This is a genomic window from Microvirga massiliensis, assembly GCF_001006805.1.
Taxonomy (GTDB): Bacteria; Pseudomonadota; Alphaproteobacteria; order Rhizobiales; family Beijerinckiaceae; genus Microvirga; species Microvirga massiliensis.
Window position 1 is genome coordinate 286,726 of sequence record NZ_LN811360.1, and the last position, 17,011, is coordinate 303,736.

The 17,011-nt window shown below is 65.6% G+C and carries 18 protein-coding genes and 2 pseudogenes; 8 read left to right on the forward strand and 12 right to left on the reverse strand.

The window, feature by feature from the left end; translation table 11 throughout:
• From BN1233_RS50625 to BN1233_RS43425, 6 genes are all read right to left on the reverse strand, one after another.
• The coding region (locus tag BN1233_RS50625) for a DUF1007 family protein (protein ID WP_147707627.1) at positions 1 to 156 on the reverse strand (156 nt) is incomplete at its 3' end.
• A gap of 258 nt (positions 157 to 414) precedes the next feature.
• Positions 415 to 1,398, reverse strand: a complete 984-nt coding sequence (locus BN1233_RS29470) for a cytochrome c oxidase assembly protein (RefSeq protein ID WP_048710157.1) — start codon at positions 1,396 to 1,398, stop codon at positions 415 to 417.
• A gap of 122 nt (positions 1,399 to 1,520) precedes the next feature.
• On the reverse strand, positions 1,521 to 3,116 hold the full coding sequence (locus BN1233_RS29475; protein WP_046867207.1) for a copper resistance CopC/CopD family protein: 1,596 nt from the start codon (positions 3,114 to 3,116) through the stop codon (positions 1,521 to 1,523).
• Between the two features lie 39 nt (positions 3,117 to 3,155).
• Entirely contained in the window at positions 3,156 to 3,695 is a 540-nt protein-coding gene (locus BN1233_RS29480) for a YcnI family copper-binding membrane protein (RefSeq protein WP_082145719.1), read from the reverse strand.
• Between the two features lie 39 nt (positions 3,696 to 3,734).
• Complete coding sequence (locus BN1233_RS29485) at positions 3,735 to 4,139, reverse strand: hypothetical protein (protein ID WP_046867208.1); 405 nt, start codon at positions 4,137 to 4,139, stop codon at positions 3,735 to 3,737.
• On the reverse strand, positions 4,136 to 4,423 hold the full coding sequence (locus BN1233_RS43425) for a hypothetical protein (protein WP_052763974.1): 288 nt from the start codon (positions 4,421 to 4,423) through the stop codon (positions 4,136 to 4,138). Before BN1233_RS43425 ends, BN1233_RS29485 begins: the two co-directional genes overlap by 4 nt.
• A gap of 337 nt (positions 4,424 to 4,760) precedes the next feature.
• Here BN1233_RS43425 and BN1233_RS29495 point away from each other — a divergent pair, with 337 nt between their 5' ends.
• The gene (locus BN1233_RS29495; RefSeq protein ID WP_046867209.1) at positions 4,761 to 4,946 is read left to right on the forward strand and encodes a hypothetical protein; all 186 of its coding nucleotides are present in this window, start codon (positions 4,761 to 4,763) and stop codon (positions 4,944 to 4,946) included.
• A 291-nt stretch (positions 4,947 to 5,237) separates the two neighbouring features.
• Here the strand turns inward: BN1233_RS29495 and BN1233_RS29500 are convergent, their stop codons facing one another.
• Positions 5,238 to 5,714 carry a 3-keto-disaccharide hydrolase gene (locus tag BN1233_RS29500; protein WP_048710163.1) on the reverse strand — a complete coding sequence of 159 codons (477 nt, stop codon included), beginning with the start codon at positions 5,712 to 5,714 and terminating at the stop codon, positions 5,238 to 5,240.
• A gap of 257 nt (positions 5,715 to 5,971) precedes the next feature.
• On the opposite strand from BN1233_RS29500, the gene BN1233_RS29505 reads away from it, so the two are divergent.
• The 3 genes from BN1233_RS29505 (at position 5,972) to BN1233_RS29515 (ending at position 8,138) form a co-directional block, all read left to right on the forward strand.
• Positions 5,972 to 6,778 carry an MIP/aquaporin family protein gene (locus BN1233_RS29505; RefSeq protein WP_046867210.1) on the forward strand — a complete coding sequence of 269 codons (807 nt, stop codon included), beginning with the start codon at positions 5,972 to 5,974 and terminating at the stop codon, positions 6,776 to 6,778.
• Between the two features lie 273 nt (positions 6,779 to 7,051).
• Complete coding sequence (locus BN1233_RS29510) at positions 7,052 to 7,426, forward strand: penicillin-insensitive murein endopeptidase (RefSeq protein WP_046867211.1); 375 nt, start codon at positions 7,052 to 7,054, stop codon at positions 7,424 to 7,426.
• A 133-nt stretch (positions 7,427 to 7,559) separates the two neighbouring features.
• Positions 7,560 to 8,138 carry a hypothetical protein gene (locus BN1233_RS29515; protein ID WP_046867212.1) on the forward strand — a complete coding sequence of 193 codons (579 nt, stop codon included), beginning with the start codon at positions 7,560 to 7,562 and terminating at the stop codon, positions 8,136 to 8,138.
• Positions 8,139 to 8,265: 127 nt separating this feature from the next.
• On the opposite strand, the pseudogene BN1233_RS29520 reads toward BN1233_RS29515, so the two are convergent.
• From BN1233_RS29520 to BN1233_RS29530, 3 genes and pseudogenes are all read right to left on the reverse strand, one after another.
• Positions 8,266 to 8,601, reverse strand: a pseudogene (locus BN1233_RS29520) (ATP-binding protein); the annotation flags it as partial.
• Between the two features lie 465 nt (positions 8,602 to 9,066).
• The gene (locus BN1233_RS29525) at positions 9,067 to 11,148 is read right to left on the reverse strand and encodes a tetratricopeptide repeat protein (protein ID WP_046867213.1); all 2,082 of its coding nucleotides are present in this window, start codon (positions 11,146 to 11,148) and stop codon (positions 9,067 to 9,069) included.
• Positions 11,149 to 11,650: 502 nt separating this feature from the next.
• Entirely contained in the window at positions 11,651 to 12,634 is a 984-nt protein-coding gene (locus tag BN1233_RS29530) for an ABC transporter substrate-binding protein (protein WP_048710168.1), read from the reverse strand.
• Positions 12,635 to 13,066: 432 nt separating this feature from the next.
• On the opposite strand from BN1233_RS29530, the gene BN1233_RS48605 reads away from it, so the two are divergent.
• The gene (locus tag BN1233_RS48605; RefSeq protein WP_187144397.1) at positions 13,067 to 13,477 is read left to right on the forward strand and encodes a cupin domain-containing protein; all 411 of its coding nucleotides are present in this window, start codon (positions 13,067 to 13,069) and stop codon (positions 13,475 to 13,477) included.
• 118 nt (positions 13,478 to 13,595) lie between these two features.
• Here the strand turns inward: BN1233_RS48605 and BN1233_RS29540 are convergent, their stop codons facing one another.
• Positions 13,596 to 13,871, reverse strand: a complete 276-nt coding sequence (locus BN1233_RS29540) for a hypothetical protein (protein ID WP_046867214.1) — start codon at positions 13,869 to 13,871, stop codon at positions 13,596 to 13,598.
• 196 nt (positions 13,872 to 14,067) lie between these two features.
• Positions 14,068 to 14,484: a hypothetical protein gene (locus BN1233_RS29545; protein WP_046867215.1), complete on the reverse strand. Its 417-nt coding sequence runs from the start codon at positions 14,482 to 14,484 to the stop codon at positions 14,068 to 14,070.
• Between the two features lie 385 nt (positions 14,485 to 14,869).
• Between BN1233_RS29545 and BN1233_RS29550 the strand changes: the two genes are divergently transcribed.
• From BN1233_RS29550 to BN1233_RS47420, 3 genes and pseudogenes are all read left to right on the forward strand, one after another.
• Entirely contained in the window at positions 14,870 to 15,370 is a 501-nt protein-coding gene (locus tag BN1233_RS29550; protein WP_046867216.1) for a hypothetical protein, read from the forward strand.
• Positions 15,371 to 15,548: 178 nt separating this feature from the next.
• A complete protein-coding gene (locus BN1233_RS29555; RefSeq protein WP_197094648.1) occupies positions 15,549 to 16,148 on the forward strand; it encodes a YybH family protein in 600 nt (199 codons plus the stop codon).
• Positions 16,149 to 16,621: 473 nt separating this feature from the next.
• Positions 16,622 to 17,011 (forward strand): annotated as a pseudogene (locus BN1233_RS47420) (hypothetical protein); the annotation flags it as partial.

Sequence of the window (17,011 nt, forward strand, 5' to 3'; positions counted from 1 at the left end):
ACGCACGCCGGTGACCCTGCCATCGGGGGCATAAAGCACCTCGGCCCTGGCCATGACGGCCACGTGCGGGTGCGCCCACGCGGCGGGTGTCAGAAGGATGGAGAGGACCGCCAGGGCCGTCTTGGTCGCGAGACGGCAAGTCGTGAATCCCGTCATGGTGACGCTGCCCCCGGCCACGTGAAGACAGGCCGTGCATCGCGCCTGCTTGCCGGGCCAAGAAGGCCGAAGCAAGGCGCTGATCAATTCGCCGCACAAGCCTGGGGATCGACCCCGGAGTGGGATCGGGCGATGTCCCGCGCCTTGCGGACGATCCGCTGCTGACAGCTCCGGGAGTGAACCCCCGGCGGCCGCGCGGAGGAATGACGGCTTTCCGCGGCCTCTCCGGGAGTGCCCCCTCTCCGCAGCGGGGACGACTTACAGCATCCCGGCTCGGACCGACTCCCCTCCGGACAGGCGGCCGGAATCCGCGATGAGCCTGGCCAGGAGGGCGAGCGCCACGACGCAATAGACGCTGCCCATCGGGATCCACATAATCAGCCCGGCAAGCCTCTGGTCATCGAGCGGCGGCAGGCCCCAGGCGGCGCCGCGCAGCGCGATCAGGGGATACCAGACCTTCGGCGAGAAGGTGAGGAGGATTCCCAGGAACCCGGTGTGCAGGAAGGTGAAGAAGAGCAGCAGGGCCGCCGTCCCGCTCGCCGCGCCGGGGGTCCGGAACGTCTCCAGGACCGCATGCCAGAACAGCAGGCTCACGATCAGCAACGCCGTATACATGAGCAGGTGCAGGCCGACGGTCAGCAGGGCGGCCTCGTAGAGCGCCGGGATGTGCCAGAGCCAGATGTTCGCGCCGTAGAGCACGAAGGCGATGAACAGGTAGGCATGCTGCGGCGGAGGCTTCTCCGGAACTTGCCTCGCGGTCCCCGCCATGGCGCGAACGAAGGCCGGAAGGCCGACGAGCAGCTCACGGCCCGGGCGGCCCCAGGCGAGGAGCAGGGGCGCTCCGACCACGAGCAGAACGTGCTGGATCATATGCGCCCAGGCCAGCATTGCGGCCAGCCGGCACACCGGCGACACGAGAGCCACGATCAGGCAGGCGATCCCGGCCGCGAAGAGGCCCGCCCGCAGGGAGCCCGTCCGGCTTGCGGCGCCCGTGGCCCGCACGGCCAGGAATCCGCGCAGGTAGAGGAGGCTGACTAGGACCAGCGGCAACACGATCGCCGGCGACAGGCTCCAGGCCGTCCAGATATCCTGCGGCCGGGTTTCCGGCAGGGTGGCCAGGCACAGGGTCAGGAGGCCGGGCGGGGACGCGGTCTCGGCAGCCGCCTGGCCCGTCGGGAGCGCGAGCGCAACGGCGAGACAGGTCGCGAAGAGGGCGTGCGGCGTAATCCGTTTCCAGGCCATGACAGCGTTCCGGGCAAGCGGCGCATCGACAACGTGAGTCCAACGGCTTTGTTCGCGCGAGCCATTGGTCGGGGCCGGACGGGCGATCACGCACCCCCCGGGCCTGTCGGACTACTCGATGCTCAGGGCCTGACCTCGAGCCCGCCCTCGAGGACCGCCTTCTCGAAATCCGAGACCAGGACCTCGACCCGCACGTCCCAGCGGCCCGGCACGGGCAGGACGAGGTCGCGCACCTCCCATTCTCCGGGACCAACCCTGGCGGCCGGGCGCGCGATCGCCTCGACCCCCGCCGAGCCATTCGAGAGGCTGAGCGTGACCTCCTTCGGGTCCAGGGGACCGGAGCTGCCGACGAGGACGATGCGGGCCCGCGCCGGCCCCGTGTGTCCCGAGACCAGGGTCACCTCCGCCATCGCCTGCGGCGTGTGGAGGTGGGCGACGACCGCCTCCGATCGGGATGCCGGCGGCGTCTCGAGTGCCCGAGGCGGCGGCGTGAACCGCCAGAGGCCGACGAGGCCGAGGATGACCAGGGCCAGCACCAGCTCGGCGCCTGCCGAGGCGGAAAGCCGGCGCTCGGCCCGGCGGTCCGCCTGCCCGAGTGCCGGCGTCAGGCGGAAGCGGTTCATGGCAGCCAGCCCGAGCAGGGCCACAACCAGGGCGAGCTTGGCGTACAGAATCCGGCCATAGGCCGTCCCGACCAGGGCACCGGGGGATTGCACCTGGATCCAGGCGAGCGCCGTTCCCGTGAGCACGAGCGCCGTCACGGCCGCGACGGCTCCCGTCGACCAAGCCCTGACGACCTCAGGCAGGCTCCCGCTCCGGCCCCTCAGCAGCAGGGCAAGCGGAAGCAGGGCGCCGATCCAGTAGGCAACCGCCACCCCGTGGATCAGGACGGCCGAGCGCGTCAGCCATTGCGGCTGGGCCGAACTCGCGTGACCGCTGAGCGACAGGGCGATACCAACGCCGACGAGTGCGGCCAGGGAAAGGACTCGCCGCCAGAGCTGCTCGCGAAGCACGAGGCTGGCGAAGGCACTTGCCAGCGAGAGGACGGCGGCAATGACCGTGTACCCTAAGGTGGTGGCGAAACCGGCGCGCCAAGTGGGTGCCACGGCAATGTCGGACAGGGGGCTGCCGAGTGCGTCCAATCCTTGCAGGGCGAGCGACACCGGAGCCGCGAGCAGGCCGGCGATCAGGAGGGCGCGGACGAGGATGACGCTTCTCTGTTCCTGGGCCCCGGGCGTGAACCAGGACCGGAAGAACGCCCCACCCACGCCAAGAAACAGCCCGCAATAAAGGATGAGCCGGGAGAGCCACAGGGGCCATCGCGGACCCGTCTCGACATCTTCGGCAGGAGCGGACCTCGCGGCGCTCGCCTGTCCGACCGAGAAGGTGAGCGAGCCGCCGATCGGGTGGCCGTCCGTCGAGGTGACGCGCCAACTCAGCACGTGGGAGCCCGTTCCGAGTCCCGCGGGCAGCGTCACCATGATCATCCGCTCGTGCCGGGTGACCCCGAGATCCCGATGGATCCGGCCGGAGGCATCGAAGAGGCGGAAGACTAGGGGCGAAACCGGCTCGTTGAAACGCAGATGGGCCATGGTCGGCGCGGCCGCGAGCACCTGCCCATCCGCCGGATCGGACTGGACGAGGGCCGCATGCGCCCAGGCGGCGCTCGGGGCGAGCGCCGCCAGAGCAAGCAGTAGGAGCGCGACGAGCCGTGCCATGGAGGAACGGGCGCCGTGACGCCACGGCGCCCGCAACCGTCAGTTGGTGGCCTTGGCGGGCAGGAGCCTCAGGCCGGGCGCCGGATACTTGTAGTCATCCATGCTCTTGCCCTCGGCCGGGATCTCGATCCAGCGCTCGGCCTTGCCGCCCTCGCATTCCTGCACGGCCGGGAAGTAGAGCATGGTGGCGGGCTTCAGGGTGTCGCTCAGGTAGGCCCGGAACACGAACTCGTCGTAGTGCTCGTCGAGCAGCTTCCCGGTCCAGGCAATCTCCTTCACGCCCTCGGTCAGGGTCTCGCCGTAGTAGCCGGCCGGCTGCTTGTAGGGAGCCCTGACGGTCTCGAGCGTCCAGCCGGGCTTCGGCATCGGCTTCACGGCGATGACGCCCTCGGGGATCTGCACGCGGATCTTCAGGGACGGCGCGCCCTCGCAGCCGTGCCCGACGCGCAGGACGGCCTTGTAGGTGGACTTGATCGGCGCCTGCCGGGTCTCGAGCGTGATGTGGGCGAGGGCCGAGGTGGCGGTCAGGCAGGCGAAAGCGGCCGCGCCAAGTGAGCCGGCGATGCGGTTCAAGGACATGGTGAATTCCTTTGGGTCGAGTGATCGGAGTGGTGTCGATCAGGCGAACCGCGGCGGAGCCCGGGCCCCGACGGGCAGGACGGGGCCGCCCACACGCCCGACGGCCGGGCGCTCCGGGTGGGAGACGATGGCGACGGGGCGGACTGGCGTGGTCAGGGTTGCGAGCGCCACTGGCGGCGGCGCGAAGCCCGTTCCGAGCTTGCCGCCCCCGATGATGCAGCACAGGCGGAGATGATCGTGCCCTTGGGCGGGAGGTCCCGGGGAGGGGTCGTCGTGACCCGAGCCATGGGCGACGGCATGGTGGGGGCCGTGGTGGTCACCCCGCAGGAGCACGAGGGCGGTCGTTCCGATGGCGGGCAGCACGATCTGCAACCACAGCGACAGGGCCGCCAGGAGCGCGATGCCGCTCCGTCCGCCGCTCCTGGAAGCCGTGATCCCGTTCATTCCCGCCCGCAAGGGATTCGCCGCTCCCGGCGGAATCCTGCGCGGCAAAATAGGACGGGAACGGACCGTTGCCCAGCGAAGTCCACGGCAAGGGTGTCGGGGTGATCACCAACGTTCCATAGCCCCGCCAAGATCGGAGGGAGCGGGACCTGCTCACCCGAAGCCGCTCCCCGGCTCGTGCGGAACAGGCGCAGCCCCGCGTCACGATCCCCAGCAGGCATGGCCTGCACCGGCATCCGGCCCGCGAGGACGGTGTCGAGCGCCAGCAGGAAGTCGAGCGCCACCTACGGATCCGTTTCGGTGAGGTTGCGAATGGCGGCCATGAGACCGGCGACGACTTCACCCTGCTGGAACTGGCGGGAGGGATAGCGCCAGTCGCTGCCCTCCCGGATGGGGAGCGGGAGCCGGCGCGCCGCCGCTCGACGACGGCCCCGTGCGTGATTTGAGTCCGACGAGCGAAATCGACATTCGCGGACCTGGACCGTCGTGCGGGCGACGTCCTCGATGCGGCTCCCGCTCCGGGGCGGGGTCCCCCAGGATCAGGTCAGGGGTTGCCCCGCCCATCCCGGTTGCGGGCAGGGCGCGGCACGGGCAGGATGCCCGGGGTCCGGGAGAATGACCTTGGCGCGGAAATCCGAACCTCGTCCCACGCACGAACCGCGTCCGACCACGAAGGCCAGGACATTCGGCGAGGCGCTCGACGAGATGGGCTTCGTCCCGGCGTACGGGGCCAAGCGGATCGTTGTCCGGCAAGGCCATCCGAGCGAGCCGCTCACGCGCTGGAGAAAGCCCGCAGACCAAGGCTGAGGTGTCACCAAGCCCTGGACGGAACGGCCGGACGGACCGTCATCCACCGCATTCCCACGTGGCCGCTGTCGAGCCACGCCGGCACGGCCAGGATGCCGGGTGCCGAGGACGCCTATTCGATCACGGTGGTTCCGTTAGGGCCGCTGGTCACGCGCTTCCACCGGAACTACGGCGGCGCGGCGATGGTGGCGGTCGCGCATGCCCGGTCCGCAACCGCCGCCCCAGCAGCATGATTTCTCCCGGCACCGCTGAGCGGTTCGGATATCAGCCTCGTGACGGCCCCGCACATCCTCAGGGTAGCTTGTGGACGCGCATGTTCCGGAACTGCACGCGCGAACCCGGTCGGTAGGCCTGGAGGGCGAGGAAGCCGGACTGCTGCCGGGTGCTGTTGTAGACGTTCACCCCCTGGCCGTTCAGCTTGACCCGGATCTCACCAGCGTTGGCCTGGATCTCGTAACTGTTCCAGGCCCCGACGGGAGCCGACGGGAAGGACGAGGGCGCTTGCAGGTCGTAGATCGCGCCAGTCCGCTTCTGCGCATGGCCTTCGGTGTTCGTATTGGCATCGAAGCCGCGCTCGTCGATCTGGATCTCGTGGCCCTTCGCCACTGCCTCATCGAGCGCAGCCCCCACGGCCGGGCCGGGCGTGCGGATGAAGACGCCGGAGTTGTCGTCGCGCCGGGCGACGCGCCAGTCGAGCCTCAGGACGAAGTTCGAGAATTGCTCCTTGACGTAGAAGTTCAGCCCATACGCGCCGAAGCTCTCGAGCACCGCGCCGTGGTGCCTGAATCTCCCGGCCGCGTTCAGGAGCGGTGCAGAGTGCCTGGACGGTCAATTTCCCGAGCCGGCAGACGATCCCTTCAGGTTCGATTGCGCTGTGAGGACGATTTATGTCGGATGTTTTTTGTGTCATGGTTGACCGCGCGTGGGACGCTGCGCAGCGTCGCATCATGATACGAATCCCAGGTCCGTTCGTTCATTGAATGGCCAAATGCGCGCGCCCCGGCTGACAAGGAGAGGTCATCGTGATGGGTGCCCCTGGTCAGCATCCTCACCAAGGGTACGAGCAGTCACTGGTCGAGACGTTTGCGAACTTCACCGATCCGAAGCAGGAGTGGCGCAGGCTGTTCTCCGAGTTGATGGGGACGTTCTTCCTTGTCCTTGTGGCCGCGGGTGGGGGGATGATGGGGAAGGCATTTCCTAACACCGTCAGCCGTTCCGCGGCGGTCGTCGCCCCTGGGCTGATGGTGATGGCGATCATCCTGTTCATGGGCAAGGTGTCCGGCGCCCACTTGAATCCCGCCGTCAGCGTAGCGTTTTCGCTTCGCGGCGACTTCCCGTGGCGACGCGTGCCCGGGTACATCGTCGCGCAGTTGATCGGCGCCACGCTCGCCGCGTTGTTTCTGCACGCCGTGATCAACGTCCCGGCGACCTACGGGTCGAACTACCCGGCGGCATCCCATTCGGCGGGTAGCGCGTTCCTGATGGAGGGGGTTTTGACGCTCGGGCTCGTCAGCGTCATTCTCGGCACCGCGTCCGGAGCACAGAGCATCGGCGTCTTCGGGGCGATAGGTGTCGGCGCCTACATCGCACTCGCGGGTCTCTGGGGAAGTCCGATCTCCGGTGCGTCGATGAACCCTGCGCGCACGTTTGGGCCTGATCTCGTTGGCGCCGACTTCACCGGCTACTGGGTCTACGTGGCGGGCCCATTGGCCGGCTCGGTGTTGGCGGTCGGAGCGGCATGGGTGCTGCGAGGGCCGGGTGGAGGCCGTGCCGGATCAAAGGCCGCCCAGGGCGACCTCTTCACCGAGATCGAACATCCCGACAAGGCCTGAGGAGACTCGTCCGACGACGAGCCATCACGGATGATCCGGGGAAGCCCTGTTCGCTCGGCGCCCCGCAGTCTGCGCGCAGCGAAACAGCGATCCAACACGCGGCACCTGGCGCGTGGCCGCAGGCCCATTCGCTCCCGCGCTTAACGACGGTACAGTGAGCCTCAGGGTGAAGGCCACCTCCTCTTCAGGCGAGGAAGCCACCATGGACTTCGGTGCCGTCGGCATCCTTACCCACTTCACTGGAACGAACCGCTACGGGGGCGGGATGAAGCCATGGGCGGCGACGATTGGGCTCTGCCCAGCATAATCGGCATCCTTGAGTACTTCGAGGATCAGATTGTCGTGGGCGACATCAGCAACATGAATGGAGGACGATTCGCGCCCCATGCCTCCCACGATGACGGAACTCATGTCGATGCATGGTCCACCGGCTATGATGCCCGGGATGCAGCAACCGCCGCGAGAATGATCGACCTCCTGAACGACGATACCTATGGCTCGAGTATCGGAACGGTGTTCGTAACCCGCGCGGATGCCATCTGGAATGCGATCGACGGTGTCCGCCTCGATGACGGCCGTCTGGCCACGGACGTAATCCGGCACGCAACAGCCCACACGACACACTTCCACTGGGTCCTTGATGCCTAGGCGCTACACCCCGCGACGACGGATCTTCGGGTCCGCCCTGCTCTTGCTCATGCTCCCGTCGGCAGGTGAGTTATCTTCCAAAGACCTCGAACCACGGCGGCCATGCCCAGGACTTTCGGCATCCGACACCCCGTTGCCGGAATTCCAGGGCTTCCTCCAGCGTCTCCGTCGAGCAATCACGGATCGCGACGACGCCCTCGTTCGAAGCATCGCAAGCCCAGACATCAGGCTCGATCTTGGGGATTCCCTTGGTCTGGAAGATCTCGGACTCGATGATCCCACCTCGCCCTTCTGGCCCCGTCTGGACAAGGCGCTGTCAGTGGGCTGCCTGCGCACCGAGGCTGGCAACGACACAAGTTGGGAGTGCCCCGGCCTCAGGGAGGTGAAGCCTCCCGCGCCGGGTTCAAATTACCTTGAACAGGTCTTTATCCTTGCCAATGATATCGCGCTCAGGTCCGCAGCGGCTGGAGATGCACCGATCAAGGCGCGCGTCTCCTGCCAGATCATGTCGGTCGACCTCGATCACCTCAGCTCGATGCTGACGGATCAGCAGGAATCCATCAACGAGAAGGGTGGCTGGGTTCCGGTCGTCGTAAATGGACGTCGGGCATTCATTGCCAGCGACTTCGCATACCTGCCCACCGGGTATCGTGCCGTGTTCGAGCGGAGAGACGGCAACTGGATAATGACCGCATACCTGGCGGGTGACTGAGACTGGCGGCGATGGAATCCGCCGAATCCGCTCATTTGCTGTCAATCGGCGTTGAAGTTTAACCCTCGATCAGCATCCAATTGTGACCCCGCCGTCATAGATGAGGTAACGCCTTTTTGCGGCTCCATCAGATCCGGTTCTTGAAGCGCCAGCTCTCGTTGCCGGTCTCGACGATCTCACAGTGGTGGGTCAGCCGATCCAGCAAGGCCGTGGTCATCTTCGCGTCGCCAAAGACGCTCGGCCATTCACCGAAAGCCAGGTTGGTCGTGACGATCGCGGAGGTCTGCTCGTAGAGCCGGCTGATCAGATGGAACAGAAGCTGGCCACCCGACTGGGCAAACGGCAGATAGCCGAGTTCGTCCAGGACGATGAAGTCCATGCGCGAGAGATAATCTGCCATCCGGCCCTGCCGACCCGCGCGGGTCTCGGCCTCAAGCCGGTTCACCAGATCAACCACGTTGTGCCCCATGATCCACCTCCCGTTCAAGTAGGTGAATCACAGCTCCGTCCCGCCCAGAAGCCCAGGAGCCTAATTCCAGTCCCATGCTCTAGTGAGAGACGGCATGATGATCCCTCCGAAACACCCGAGCCTTCTGCTCATCTTTTCGGAATCCACATGAAACCCTATCACTGTAATCAGATGCCCTCAACCAATGACGCGGTAGATGCATCGCCGTCCAGGAGTGCAAAATAGGCTGGTGGTCTTTGATGCCGAATGCCGAATCGAACGTCATTTGATAACAGTTTAGATGGCCGCTTCTGGCACGAGGCAGACGAAAGCCGAACTTCCGTAGTCACAGAGTAAGCTGACCTTCGTAAGGCCACGCCCAATGGCTCAGTTTGACCCGGATCGGACATTCAGGAGCGAGCTACCCGGAGCCGGGAACGGCGATGAGCCTGTACTTCCGGCAGAGCGTCACCCGACCGCTCAGTCGGTCGCAAGGCCGACGTCATGCATCAGCTCGATGAAATGCGGGTCGGAGCGCATGTTGTCCCATGAGGGCGTCCGGAGGAAGATCGTTTCGGCCGAGCCCTCTTCGTAGGCCTTTCGCAGCCACAGGATCGCTCGCTCATGATCGCCCAAGCCGGAATAGATGTAGGCGAACGTAACCGGATCAACTTTCTCTTGCGCTGCCGCTTCCTGCAACTCGCGGAGCACCTGCCGGGCCTCATCGGTCCGCCCTGCCAGGCCCAAGCCCCACCCGCGCGTCCCTTTGAAGTAGTTCGATGTCCCGCCCAGAGCTAGCGCCTTGTCCAGCTCCGATACTGCCTCATCGAATCGCCCCAATTTCGCGTAGGTCTGCCCTAAGCCGAGGTGCGGAAAGGGCGACTTCGAACTCAATTCGATCGTCCTTTGGAACTGCGCTATGGCCTGGTCCCACTGCCGCGCGTGGTAATACACATAGGCAATTTCCATCGAGATATAGACTGCAAGAGGATCGAGTTCCTGCGCCCGCCTCAGCTCCGCAAGTGCGTCGTCATATCGTCCTTTGACCGCCGACAGGAGCTTATGGCCATACTCGGCGTGCGCTAGCGCGGAGCTGGGGTTGAGAGCGATGGCTTTCTTGAATTCCTGCTCCGCTCCCGACCAGTCCCGATCGACAAAGACCTTCACTGTTGCCAAAGCGCTGTGTGCTTCAGCGAGCCGGTCGTCCAGCTCCACGGCCTTTTCGGCTGCAGCCCTAGCCTTGGCGTAGGCCTCTCCCACGGGCATGAACCATTGCAGCTTGAGGTAGAGGTCCGCCAAGCGAGCATACGCCATCGCGTAGCCCGGATCCCGCTCGATCGCCTGCTCGAAATACGCCCTGCTCTCATTCAGCGCAACGCCGCCCTGGTTGTAGAAATACATTCCTTTCAACGACATATTATGCGCTACCGGGTCGATCGTATGTTGCTGCTTGATCTTTTCTTGCTCGTTCGCCAGCAACGTAATCTGCAGGGCTTCGGCGACCTGTTTGGCGATATCGCTCTGAATTGCGAACACGTCCTTGAGGGTGCGATCGTAGTCCTCGGACCAGAGATGTGCCTGGCTCGCGACATCAATCAGCTGTGCGGTGATCCGCACCCGGTCGCCGGCCCGGCGAACGCTGCCTTCGAGAATCGTGCCGACCTGGAGGGTGCGGCCGATCTCAGCAATGTCCTGCTTGGTGCCTTTGTATTTCATGACCGAGGTGCGGGCGATCACGCTGAGCTTGCTGATCCTGGAGAGACGCGAGATCAGCTCCTCCATCATCCCGTCGGAGAAATACTCGTCCGCCGCTTCGTCGCTCAAGTTGGCCAGCGGCAGCACCGCGACTCGACGTGTTTCCAGGCTGGCCCCGGTCATCTCACCGGAACTCCACCAAACCTGCCAGCCGATGATCGCGGCGCCGATCACGAGCAGGGCAACCACCATCAGGGCGCCCATGGCGGGCGTGAGCCAGCGCGACACGCGCGGGGCGTGGACGCCCGGCCGAGGCGGCGCCGGCCCTGGGCCTGCCCCGTCGAGGGCGACGCGGAAGGTCTCGACCGCCTCGCTGATGTTCTTGACCTGGTGCAGCCCTGAGGGCGCGAAGGCCAAGTCGAGCTTGCCCCGGACCTGGTTGTAGATGCTGCGCGAGAGCCAGACCCCGCCCGGCTCGCACAAGCTCTCGATCCGCGCCGCCACATTCACGCCGTCGCCGTAGATCGTTCCCCCGTCCGCGATCACGTCGCCGAGGTTGATGCCGATCCGGTAGCGGATACGCCAGTCCTCCGGTAGCTCCGCATCTTGCGCCAGCATCGCGCGCTGGATTTCGACCGCAGCCTCGACCGCCTCGACCGCGCTACCGAACTCGACGATAGCTCCGTCGCCCTTGAGGTCCACGAACCGACCTCCATGACGGGCGAGGATAGGCTCGACCAGCTCATGCCGCAGCTGCTTGAGGCGGGTGAAGGTGCCGGGCTCGTCGCGCTCCATGAGCCGGCTGTAGCCGACCACGTCCGCCGCCAGGATGGCTGCCAAGCGACGCTCGACCCGCGCCGTTGCCATCGCTGTCTTCCCTCCGGGCAGACCGCCCGCTGAGTCCTGCCGACGCGGTAACCGCGACTCCGCTCAGCCTGCCTGCCGCTCCCATAATACTCCTGCGGTCCCTCGCGACGATAGCCTCCGGATCGGCCGTGCCGATAAAGAGTCGGATCTGGCACATATGAGACGTAAGGCAGAGGGCAGCTAGCAGAGCCGAAGCAGAAGTTCCGAAAATGCAGGGAATCTCGGTTCCTGACCCACAGCCGACTCTAGCTGTTCGGGATCAGATGCCTCTTGTGCAACAAGGTCTCCACAACAGCTCTGGCGCTAACGACTCCCAAGTGTTCTTCAATATTCACGTTCAAATCGGGCCGGGCAGAGCGGCCGCATAGACTGACTCCTTACTGACCCACGTCTTGACGTGCCGACGGAGCTTTCCGCATACGCTCAGACGCACCTTTGTCCCGGCTCCGCAAAGCGTCTGATCGGAATTCCGGTGCCGGGGTTCTCGCGCACACGCGCGGGCCTACTCGATCACCTCGTCGGCGCGGGCGAGGAGCAAGGGCGGAATGTCGAAACCGATGGCCTTGGCGGTCTTCAGGTTGATCGCCAGCGCCGGCTGATTGATGGCCTCCACAGGGAGATCGCGGGGCAGGCTACCGGCGAGAATGCAGGCGACATAGCGCGCCGGGCGGCGCCCGTATTCCCGCCAGTCGGGCCCGTAACCGGCAAGAGCGCCCTCCCTGACGGTACCGAGTTGGGTCGCCATGGTGGGCAGGCGCAGGGCGTTGGCCGTCTCGATCACCAGCGGCGCGTGGTTGATGACCAGGAAGTCGGCGACGAAAAAGAACGCCTCGGCCTGGGCCGCGCTCAGGGTGCGCAGACGGTCGCGGAGTTCTTCGGGGGAGGCGACCTGTTGCGCCACCACCTCGATGTCCAGTGTCCCGGCCGCCTCGCGGAGCGCCGCGATGCTCGAGACGGCGCCCGGCGTGCGCGGGTCGTAGAAGGTGACGATGCGGCGAAGCGTCGGCACGATCTCGCGCAGGATTTCGAGCCGTTTCGCCGTGAGATCGATGGTCAGGAAGTGAAAGCCGGTCAGCCGTCCGCCGGGCGTCGCGATGCTCTCGACGAGCCCGGCCGCGACCGGGTCGGCTCCGGCCGCGAACACGATCGGAACCTCGGTGGTGGCCCGCTTGGCCGCGAGAGCCGTGCTCGTGCCGATCGCCACGAGCAAATCGACCTTCTCGTCGCGCTCCAGGGCGCGTGCCGCCGCTTCCGCCGGCGCCAGATCGCCTCTGGCGTTGCGCAGGAGCAGAGCGACGTGCCGGCCCTCTTCAAGCCCGGCCGCCCTGAGTCCCGCGCGCAGCCCCTCGATGCTCGCCTCGTAAAGCCCGCCCTGGTAGACGACGCCGATGCGCCTGATAGCGCTCGTCTGAGCATGGGCCGGACACAGCAGCCGCGCGCCGGGAAAGATCGCCGCGACAACCGCGATGAACTCTCGCCGCCTCATTCGAGTGCCTCCCGGACAAGGGCGCGGTTGCAGCATCCCCCAAGGAGTGGGTCGGGCAAGCACTGCTCATGACCGCGATCCGGGCCGAACAGGATCCCCTGCGGGATATCCCCGAGAGCACGAGATGGGTTCTGCTGACCCTCAAGGAAAGGCAGGGCCGAAGGGCCGATGTCGACGCCTCGGCAGGGTTCCGAGGGACCTGTCGAGGAAGTCCCATGCAATCGAGATGCATCGCACTGCCGACCGGAGTATAATTCGCATGGTCGGGATGTGGCGCAGACGATCCTTCCTCGCCGCAGGACCGCACGCAAACGCCCCATTCCGCATTGCTGGACGCGGCGAGCCAGCGAGAGCATGGGCGTCGGGTCGCGGACCGCTCCTCTGACGTCGCACCGGATCCGCTCACATCCCGAGGCCCTCGGGAGAACCATCATGCGAAAGACATCTGCGCTCATGGGCGCTGTCGCCGCCTTGGGGATCATCGGCGCGACCAACACAACCCTCGCCCAGGACAAGCCGACCGTGAAACGTACCGAGTTGCAACGGGTGGCGCTCGACGAACTCGGCAACCGCGAGGGGCTGATGTATATCGCGGACTTTCCGGCCGGCAGTGTCGCTCCGCGTCATTTTCATCCTGGCCCGGAGTTCATTTACATCCTGGAAGGCGCGCTGACCCTCCAGGAGGACGGAAAGGAGCCGCACACGCTGAAGCAGGGCGAGACGATGTTCAACCCGGCCAAGCGCGTGCATGTCGGCACCAACCCGAGCACGAGCGCTCCCACCAAGGCGCTGGTGTTCCTGGTCGTCGAAAAAGGGCAGCCCCCGGCGGTTCCAGTGGATTAGATTTGGCGATCTCGGGGTTCCTGGTCGCCAACTCGCCTGTGCGCCGACCTGTTTCGGCGTGCTGGGCTTTGGCATCCTGCACCGGGTCGACGCTCTGATGGCCGCCGCACTCCACTGATCACTCGATGAGTTCGTCGGCACGGCCGAGGAGGCCAGGCGGAACCACGAGGTCGAGCGCCGCGGCCGTCCTGCGATCGATAACCGGATCGAATTGGGTGGGAGCTGCCGTCCGAACGGGCCGGGCAACCGGATGAGGCGCGAAGCGGCTGCCAGAGCCATTCTGCTGGACAGCGTCGGCCCGGAAGTGACTCCGTGTGGGGCACTCGTCGTTCCCCTCAGCGCATGCGGCTTTGGTCGAAAATGGATCAGGGCGCGTCAGAGCCAGCGTGATCACGCGCGCCCCCGCGATGTGCCGGGATCAGGTCCCGACGGCGTCACTCACGCACTTCTTCGTGCGCAGTTACAACCTGTTCCGGCGCAGGGCCGCGTCCGACCTGAACTCGGTCGTGCGTGTCGAGGGGCGGGCTTTCGGCCGAAGTCGGAGACTGCGAACGTCGAGCCGTCCGAACCAGCCGGCCGAGGCTTCCGGCCTAATCCACGAACGTCGTGCCCACGCGGCGCACCGTCGAGAAGCGGTTCTCGGAATACACAGAGGTGTACGGGACCTGGACGTATTCGAACGTCTTCCGGACCGCCCAACCCGGGAGAGTGTCCTTGTACCCGGCGAAGTTCGGGTAGGGACCGGTTCCGAACAGGATCTCGTTCAGGTTCAGGCCCAGCCCGACATAGAATGTCCGTTCGATCGGGTAGCCCAGTTCACGCTCCTTCTCCTCGAAGCCGCGCGCATCGAAACCAGCGTGCAGCTCTGCGTAGCGCAGGGGCGTGTCGCGGAGTGTCTCAAACCCGCTGCCCTTCAGGGCCATGATGTAGCGCTGCCGCTCGTAGGGCGGGAGAATGCCGTTCTCCGACGTGATACCGGGCCGCTCGAAGCTGGCGGGCGTGTACATGATCCGCCAATCGAGCTTCTCGCGAAGCCCGGGACGGAATTCCGGACGACCGCGAAGAGCGCACCGACGCCGTTCGCGACGATGTCCTCGCGCGAGAAGCGGTGCCGGCCCGTGAACCCGTCCAGGGTCTCGACCAGCCCCATGATGCCGAACGCGGCCCCAGGTCTCGCCCGCATTTCGCCTTGGCAGGACGGTTCGCATCCGTGCCTGCACGGATGCGAACGGAACCGCGGGGCAGGCTCGTCACGCAAGCTCCGTGATTTCCCGGCGCATTCCGGGATTGCCACAGGTTCGTGAAGGAATGGCGTAGCGTTGATCGCGCAATTGGCTGAGGGGCGATGGCAGCGAAGTGGCCAGTCCTTGGCCACAGACAAGGAGGTTCATCATGGCAGTGTCTCCTGGCACTGGTACGGACCCGGCACCCGGGTCCGGTTCGCCTCAGTGGCAGAGCGTGCAGCGGTTCGACTTACCGTTCGGTGCGCTCGGGTCCCAGACCCACTCGTTCGAGGTGCGCAACGACGGGACCTGGACGGAGCATAACCCCGGAGCGACTGGCGATCCCGGGGTGATCGTGGAAGGCACGCTGACGAGGACGGAACTCAGGATCCTCGATTTCCTCCTGGACCAGATTAACCGCGAGCCCATCCCGACGAACGTCGGGTTCACCCGGCCGCCGGACGGCGACAACAACCATGTCTGGATCGACGTCGACAACCAGCCTGGCGTCGTCTTCGGCGAGGACCAGCGCTTGTACGACGAGAGTCCCGCCTTGGGCAGGAGATACTGGTCGGACGACAAGCTGGACGTGCTGGAGATCACGGCGCTCAACCTGTACTTGGAGCACCTCGACAGCAAGTACGGCTTGGTCGATCCCCCGATCCTGTAAGGAGGGGCAGCGAAAGCCGGCCCTCGTTCAATGTCTCGGCGAAGCCCCATCAGCGGCGAGAAAGTCGTCGACGGGGCTTCGCTTTTTGCCTTCCACCCATCCGGATGCTACCTTCTGACCTTGAGGCAACGCGCGGGAAATTCCGTGAGCGCAAGGCGGCTCATCGAGGGAGGAACCCATGTCGGCGGTGCTGTCCCGTAGAAGCCTGACCACGGCAGCAATGTTCGGCTTGGCCGCCTATGCGGCGTGGTTATGGACGCCTATGGGCTTTGGCGGTGCGGCCCAAGCGCAAGGCGTCAAACCGATCCAGGAGCCCATCACGGGCAACGAGGAACTCGGAGACCTCAGCCAGCCTCAGCAGGCATTGGCCCAATTCTACCGGGCGTTCAATACCCGCGATCTGAAGATGATGGATGACAATTTCGCTCGTTCCGATGAGGTCGCGATTGATAACCCGCTCGGCGGAATCCGGCGCGGGGCGGATGAGCCGCACAAGATGTATGAGGGAGTGTTCAAGAGTCCGGCGGATGTTCACGTCGAATTCTGGGACTACACCATCCATCAGGTTGGTAATGCATTTTGGGCCGTGGGGCGGGAGCGCGGCACGTACCGTGACGGCGACGCCGTGAAGGATCTGAACATTCGCACGACCCGAATTTTCGAACTGATCGATGGTCGCTGGCGGCAGATGCACCATCACGGATCAATCGAAGACGCAAAGCTGCTCGGCGACTATCAGGGTGCGGTGCGATCTGCATCCGCAAGAGTGCCAAAGTAGGATGCTCGCGACCTGGACGGGCGGCCGCGTCCGAAACACGCCAGCGGGTCGAACTCCGTCACCGCGGCGCTGGCGACAAAGCTGTGCATCTCTCCGCCGGCGACGGCGATGCCGAAGGAGAGTCAGATCCGTTGTGGCTCGGACAGGACCATTCACCCCGATGCGGTCGGTGACCACAATGCGGAAGCGCTCCGGGCCGAGGCTCGTGACCTTCATCTGGGCCGTTCTGTCGCCGTAAAGAGGTTTCGGCCACTCGATCGTCAGGTCAAAGTCCGTTCCCACCTGTCGGCCGGTGAGGCGGGCGGTTCCGGCCCGCGAACCGGTAAGGTGCCGGTGACTTGGCCGGGCGCCGGTCCGGGCAAGTTCGCTGCCGATTGTATCTACGCGGCCCATGCACCAATGCCCTTCACTCGCGGGTTCCGCTGACGGTACCATCGGGTGCACGGAACTGCGCCCGGGCGAGGAGGTCGGCGATGCCTCAGGAAGAGACCCCCATGTACTCGCATCTGAGGACGCCGAGGGCGGCTGCCGTTGCCGGGATCGTCTTTTCGATCCTGTTGGTCATCATCTTCTGGGTCTTCCGGAGTGCGGTGCCGGCCGATCCGTTGGACCCTGGCACTTGGCTGGCCGGCGGCTCCGGGCGCGTGGCGCTGGCGCTGAACCTCATTCCCTTTGCGGGCATCGCCTTCCTGTGGTTCATCGGCGTGCTGCGCGACCGCCTCGGCCGGAAGGAAGATCGCTTCTTCGCGACGGTGTTCCTGGGAAGTGGCCTGTTGTTCCTGGCCACCCTGTTCGTGGCCGCCACGATTGTCGGCGCATTGCTGCTCATTGCCCCCTCGATCGAGATGACCGGAATGGGCCCC

Coding starts and splice junctions, on each gene's coding strand:
- BN1233_RS29470 (WP_048710157.1), bottom strand. CDS start 1,398: ATGGCCTGGAAACGGATTACGCCGCACGCCCTCTTCGCGACCTGTCTC.
- BN1233_RS29475 (WP_046867207.1), bottom strand. CDS start 3,116: ATGGCACGGCTCGTCGCGCTCCTACTGCTTGCTCTGGCGGCGCTCGCC.
- BN1233_RS29480 (WP_082145719.1), bottom strand. CDS start 3,695: ATGTCCTTGAACCGCATCGCCGGCTCACTTGGCGCGGCCGCTTTCGCC.
- BN1233_RS29485 (WP_046867208.1), bottom strand. CDS start 4,139: ATGAACGGGATCACGGCTTCCAGGAGCGGCGGACGGAGCGGCATCGCG.
- BN1233_RS29505 (WP_046867210.1), top strand. CDS start 5,972: ATGGGTGCCCCTGGTCAGCATCCTCACCAAGGGTACGAGCAGTCACTG.
- BN1233_RS29510 (WP_046867211.1), top strand. CDS start 7,052: ATGGGCGGCGACGATTGGGCTCTGCCCAGCATAATCGGCATCCTTGAG.
- BN1233_RS29525 (WP_046867213.1), bottom strand. CDS start 11,148: ATGGCAACGGCGCGGGTCGAGCGTCGCTTGGCAGCCATCCTGGCGGCG.
- BN1233_RS29530 (WP_048710168.1), bottom strand. CDS start 12,634: ATGAGGCGGCGAGAGTTCATCGCGGTTGTCGCGGCGATCTTTCCCGGC.
- BN1233_RS48605 (WP_187144397.1), top strand. CDS start 13,067: ATGCGAAAGACATCTGCGCTCATGGGCGCTGTCGCCGCCTTGGGGATC.
- BN1233_RS29545 (WP_046867215.1), bottom strand. CDS start 14,484: ATGTACACGCCCGCCAGCTTCGAGCGGCCCGGTATCACGTCGGAGAAC.
- BN1233_RS29550 (WP_046867216.1), top strand. CDS start 14,870: ATGGCAGTGTCTCCTGGCACTGGTACGGACCCGGCACCCGGGTCCGGT.
- BN1233_RS29555 (WP_197094648.1), top strand. CDS start 15,549: ATGTCGGCGGTGCTGTCCCGTAGAAGCCTGACCACGGCAGCAATGTTC.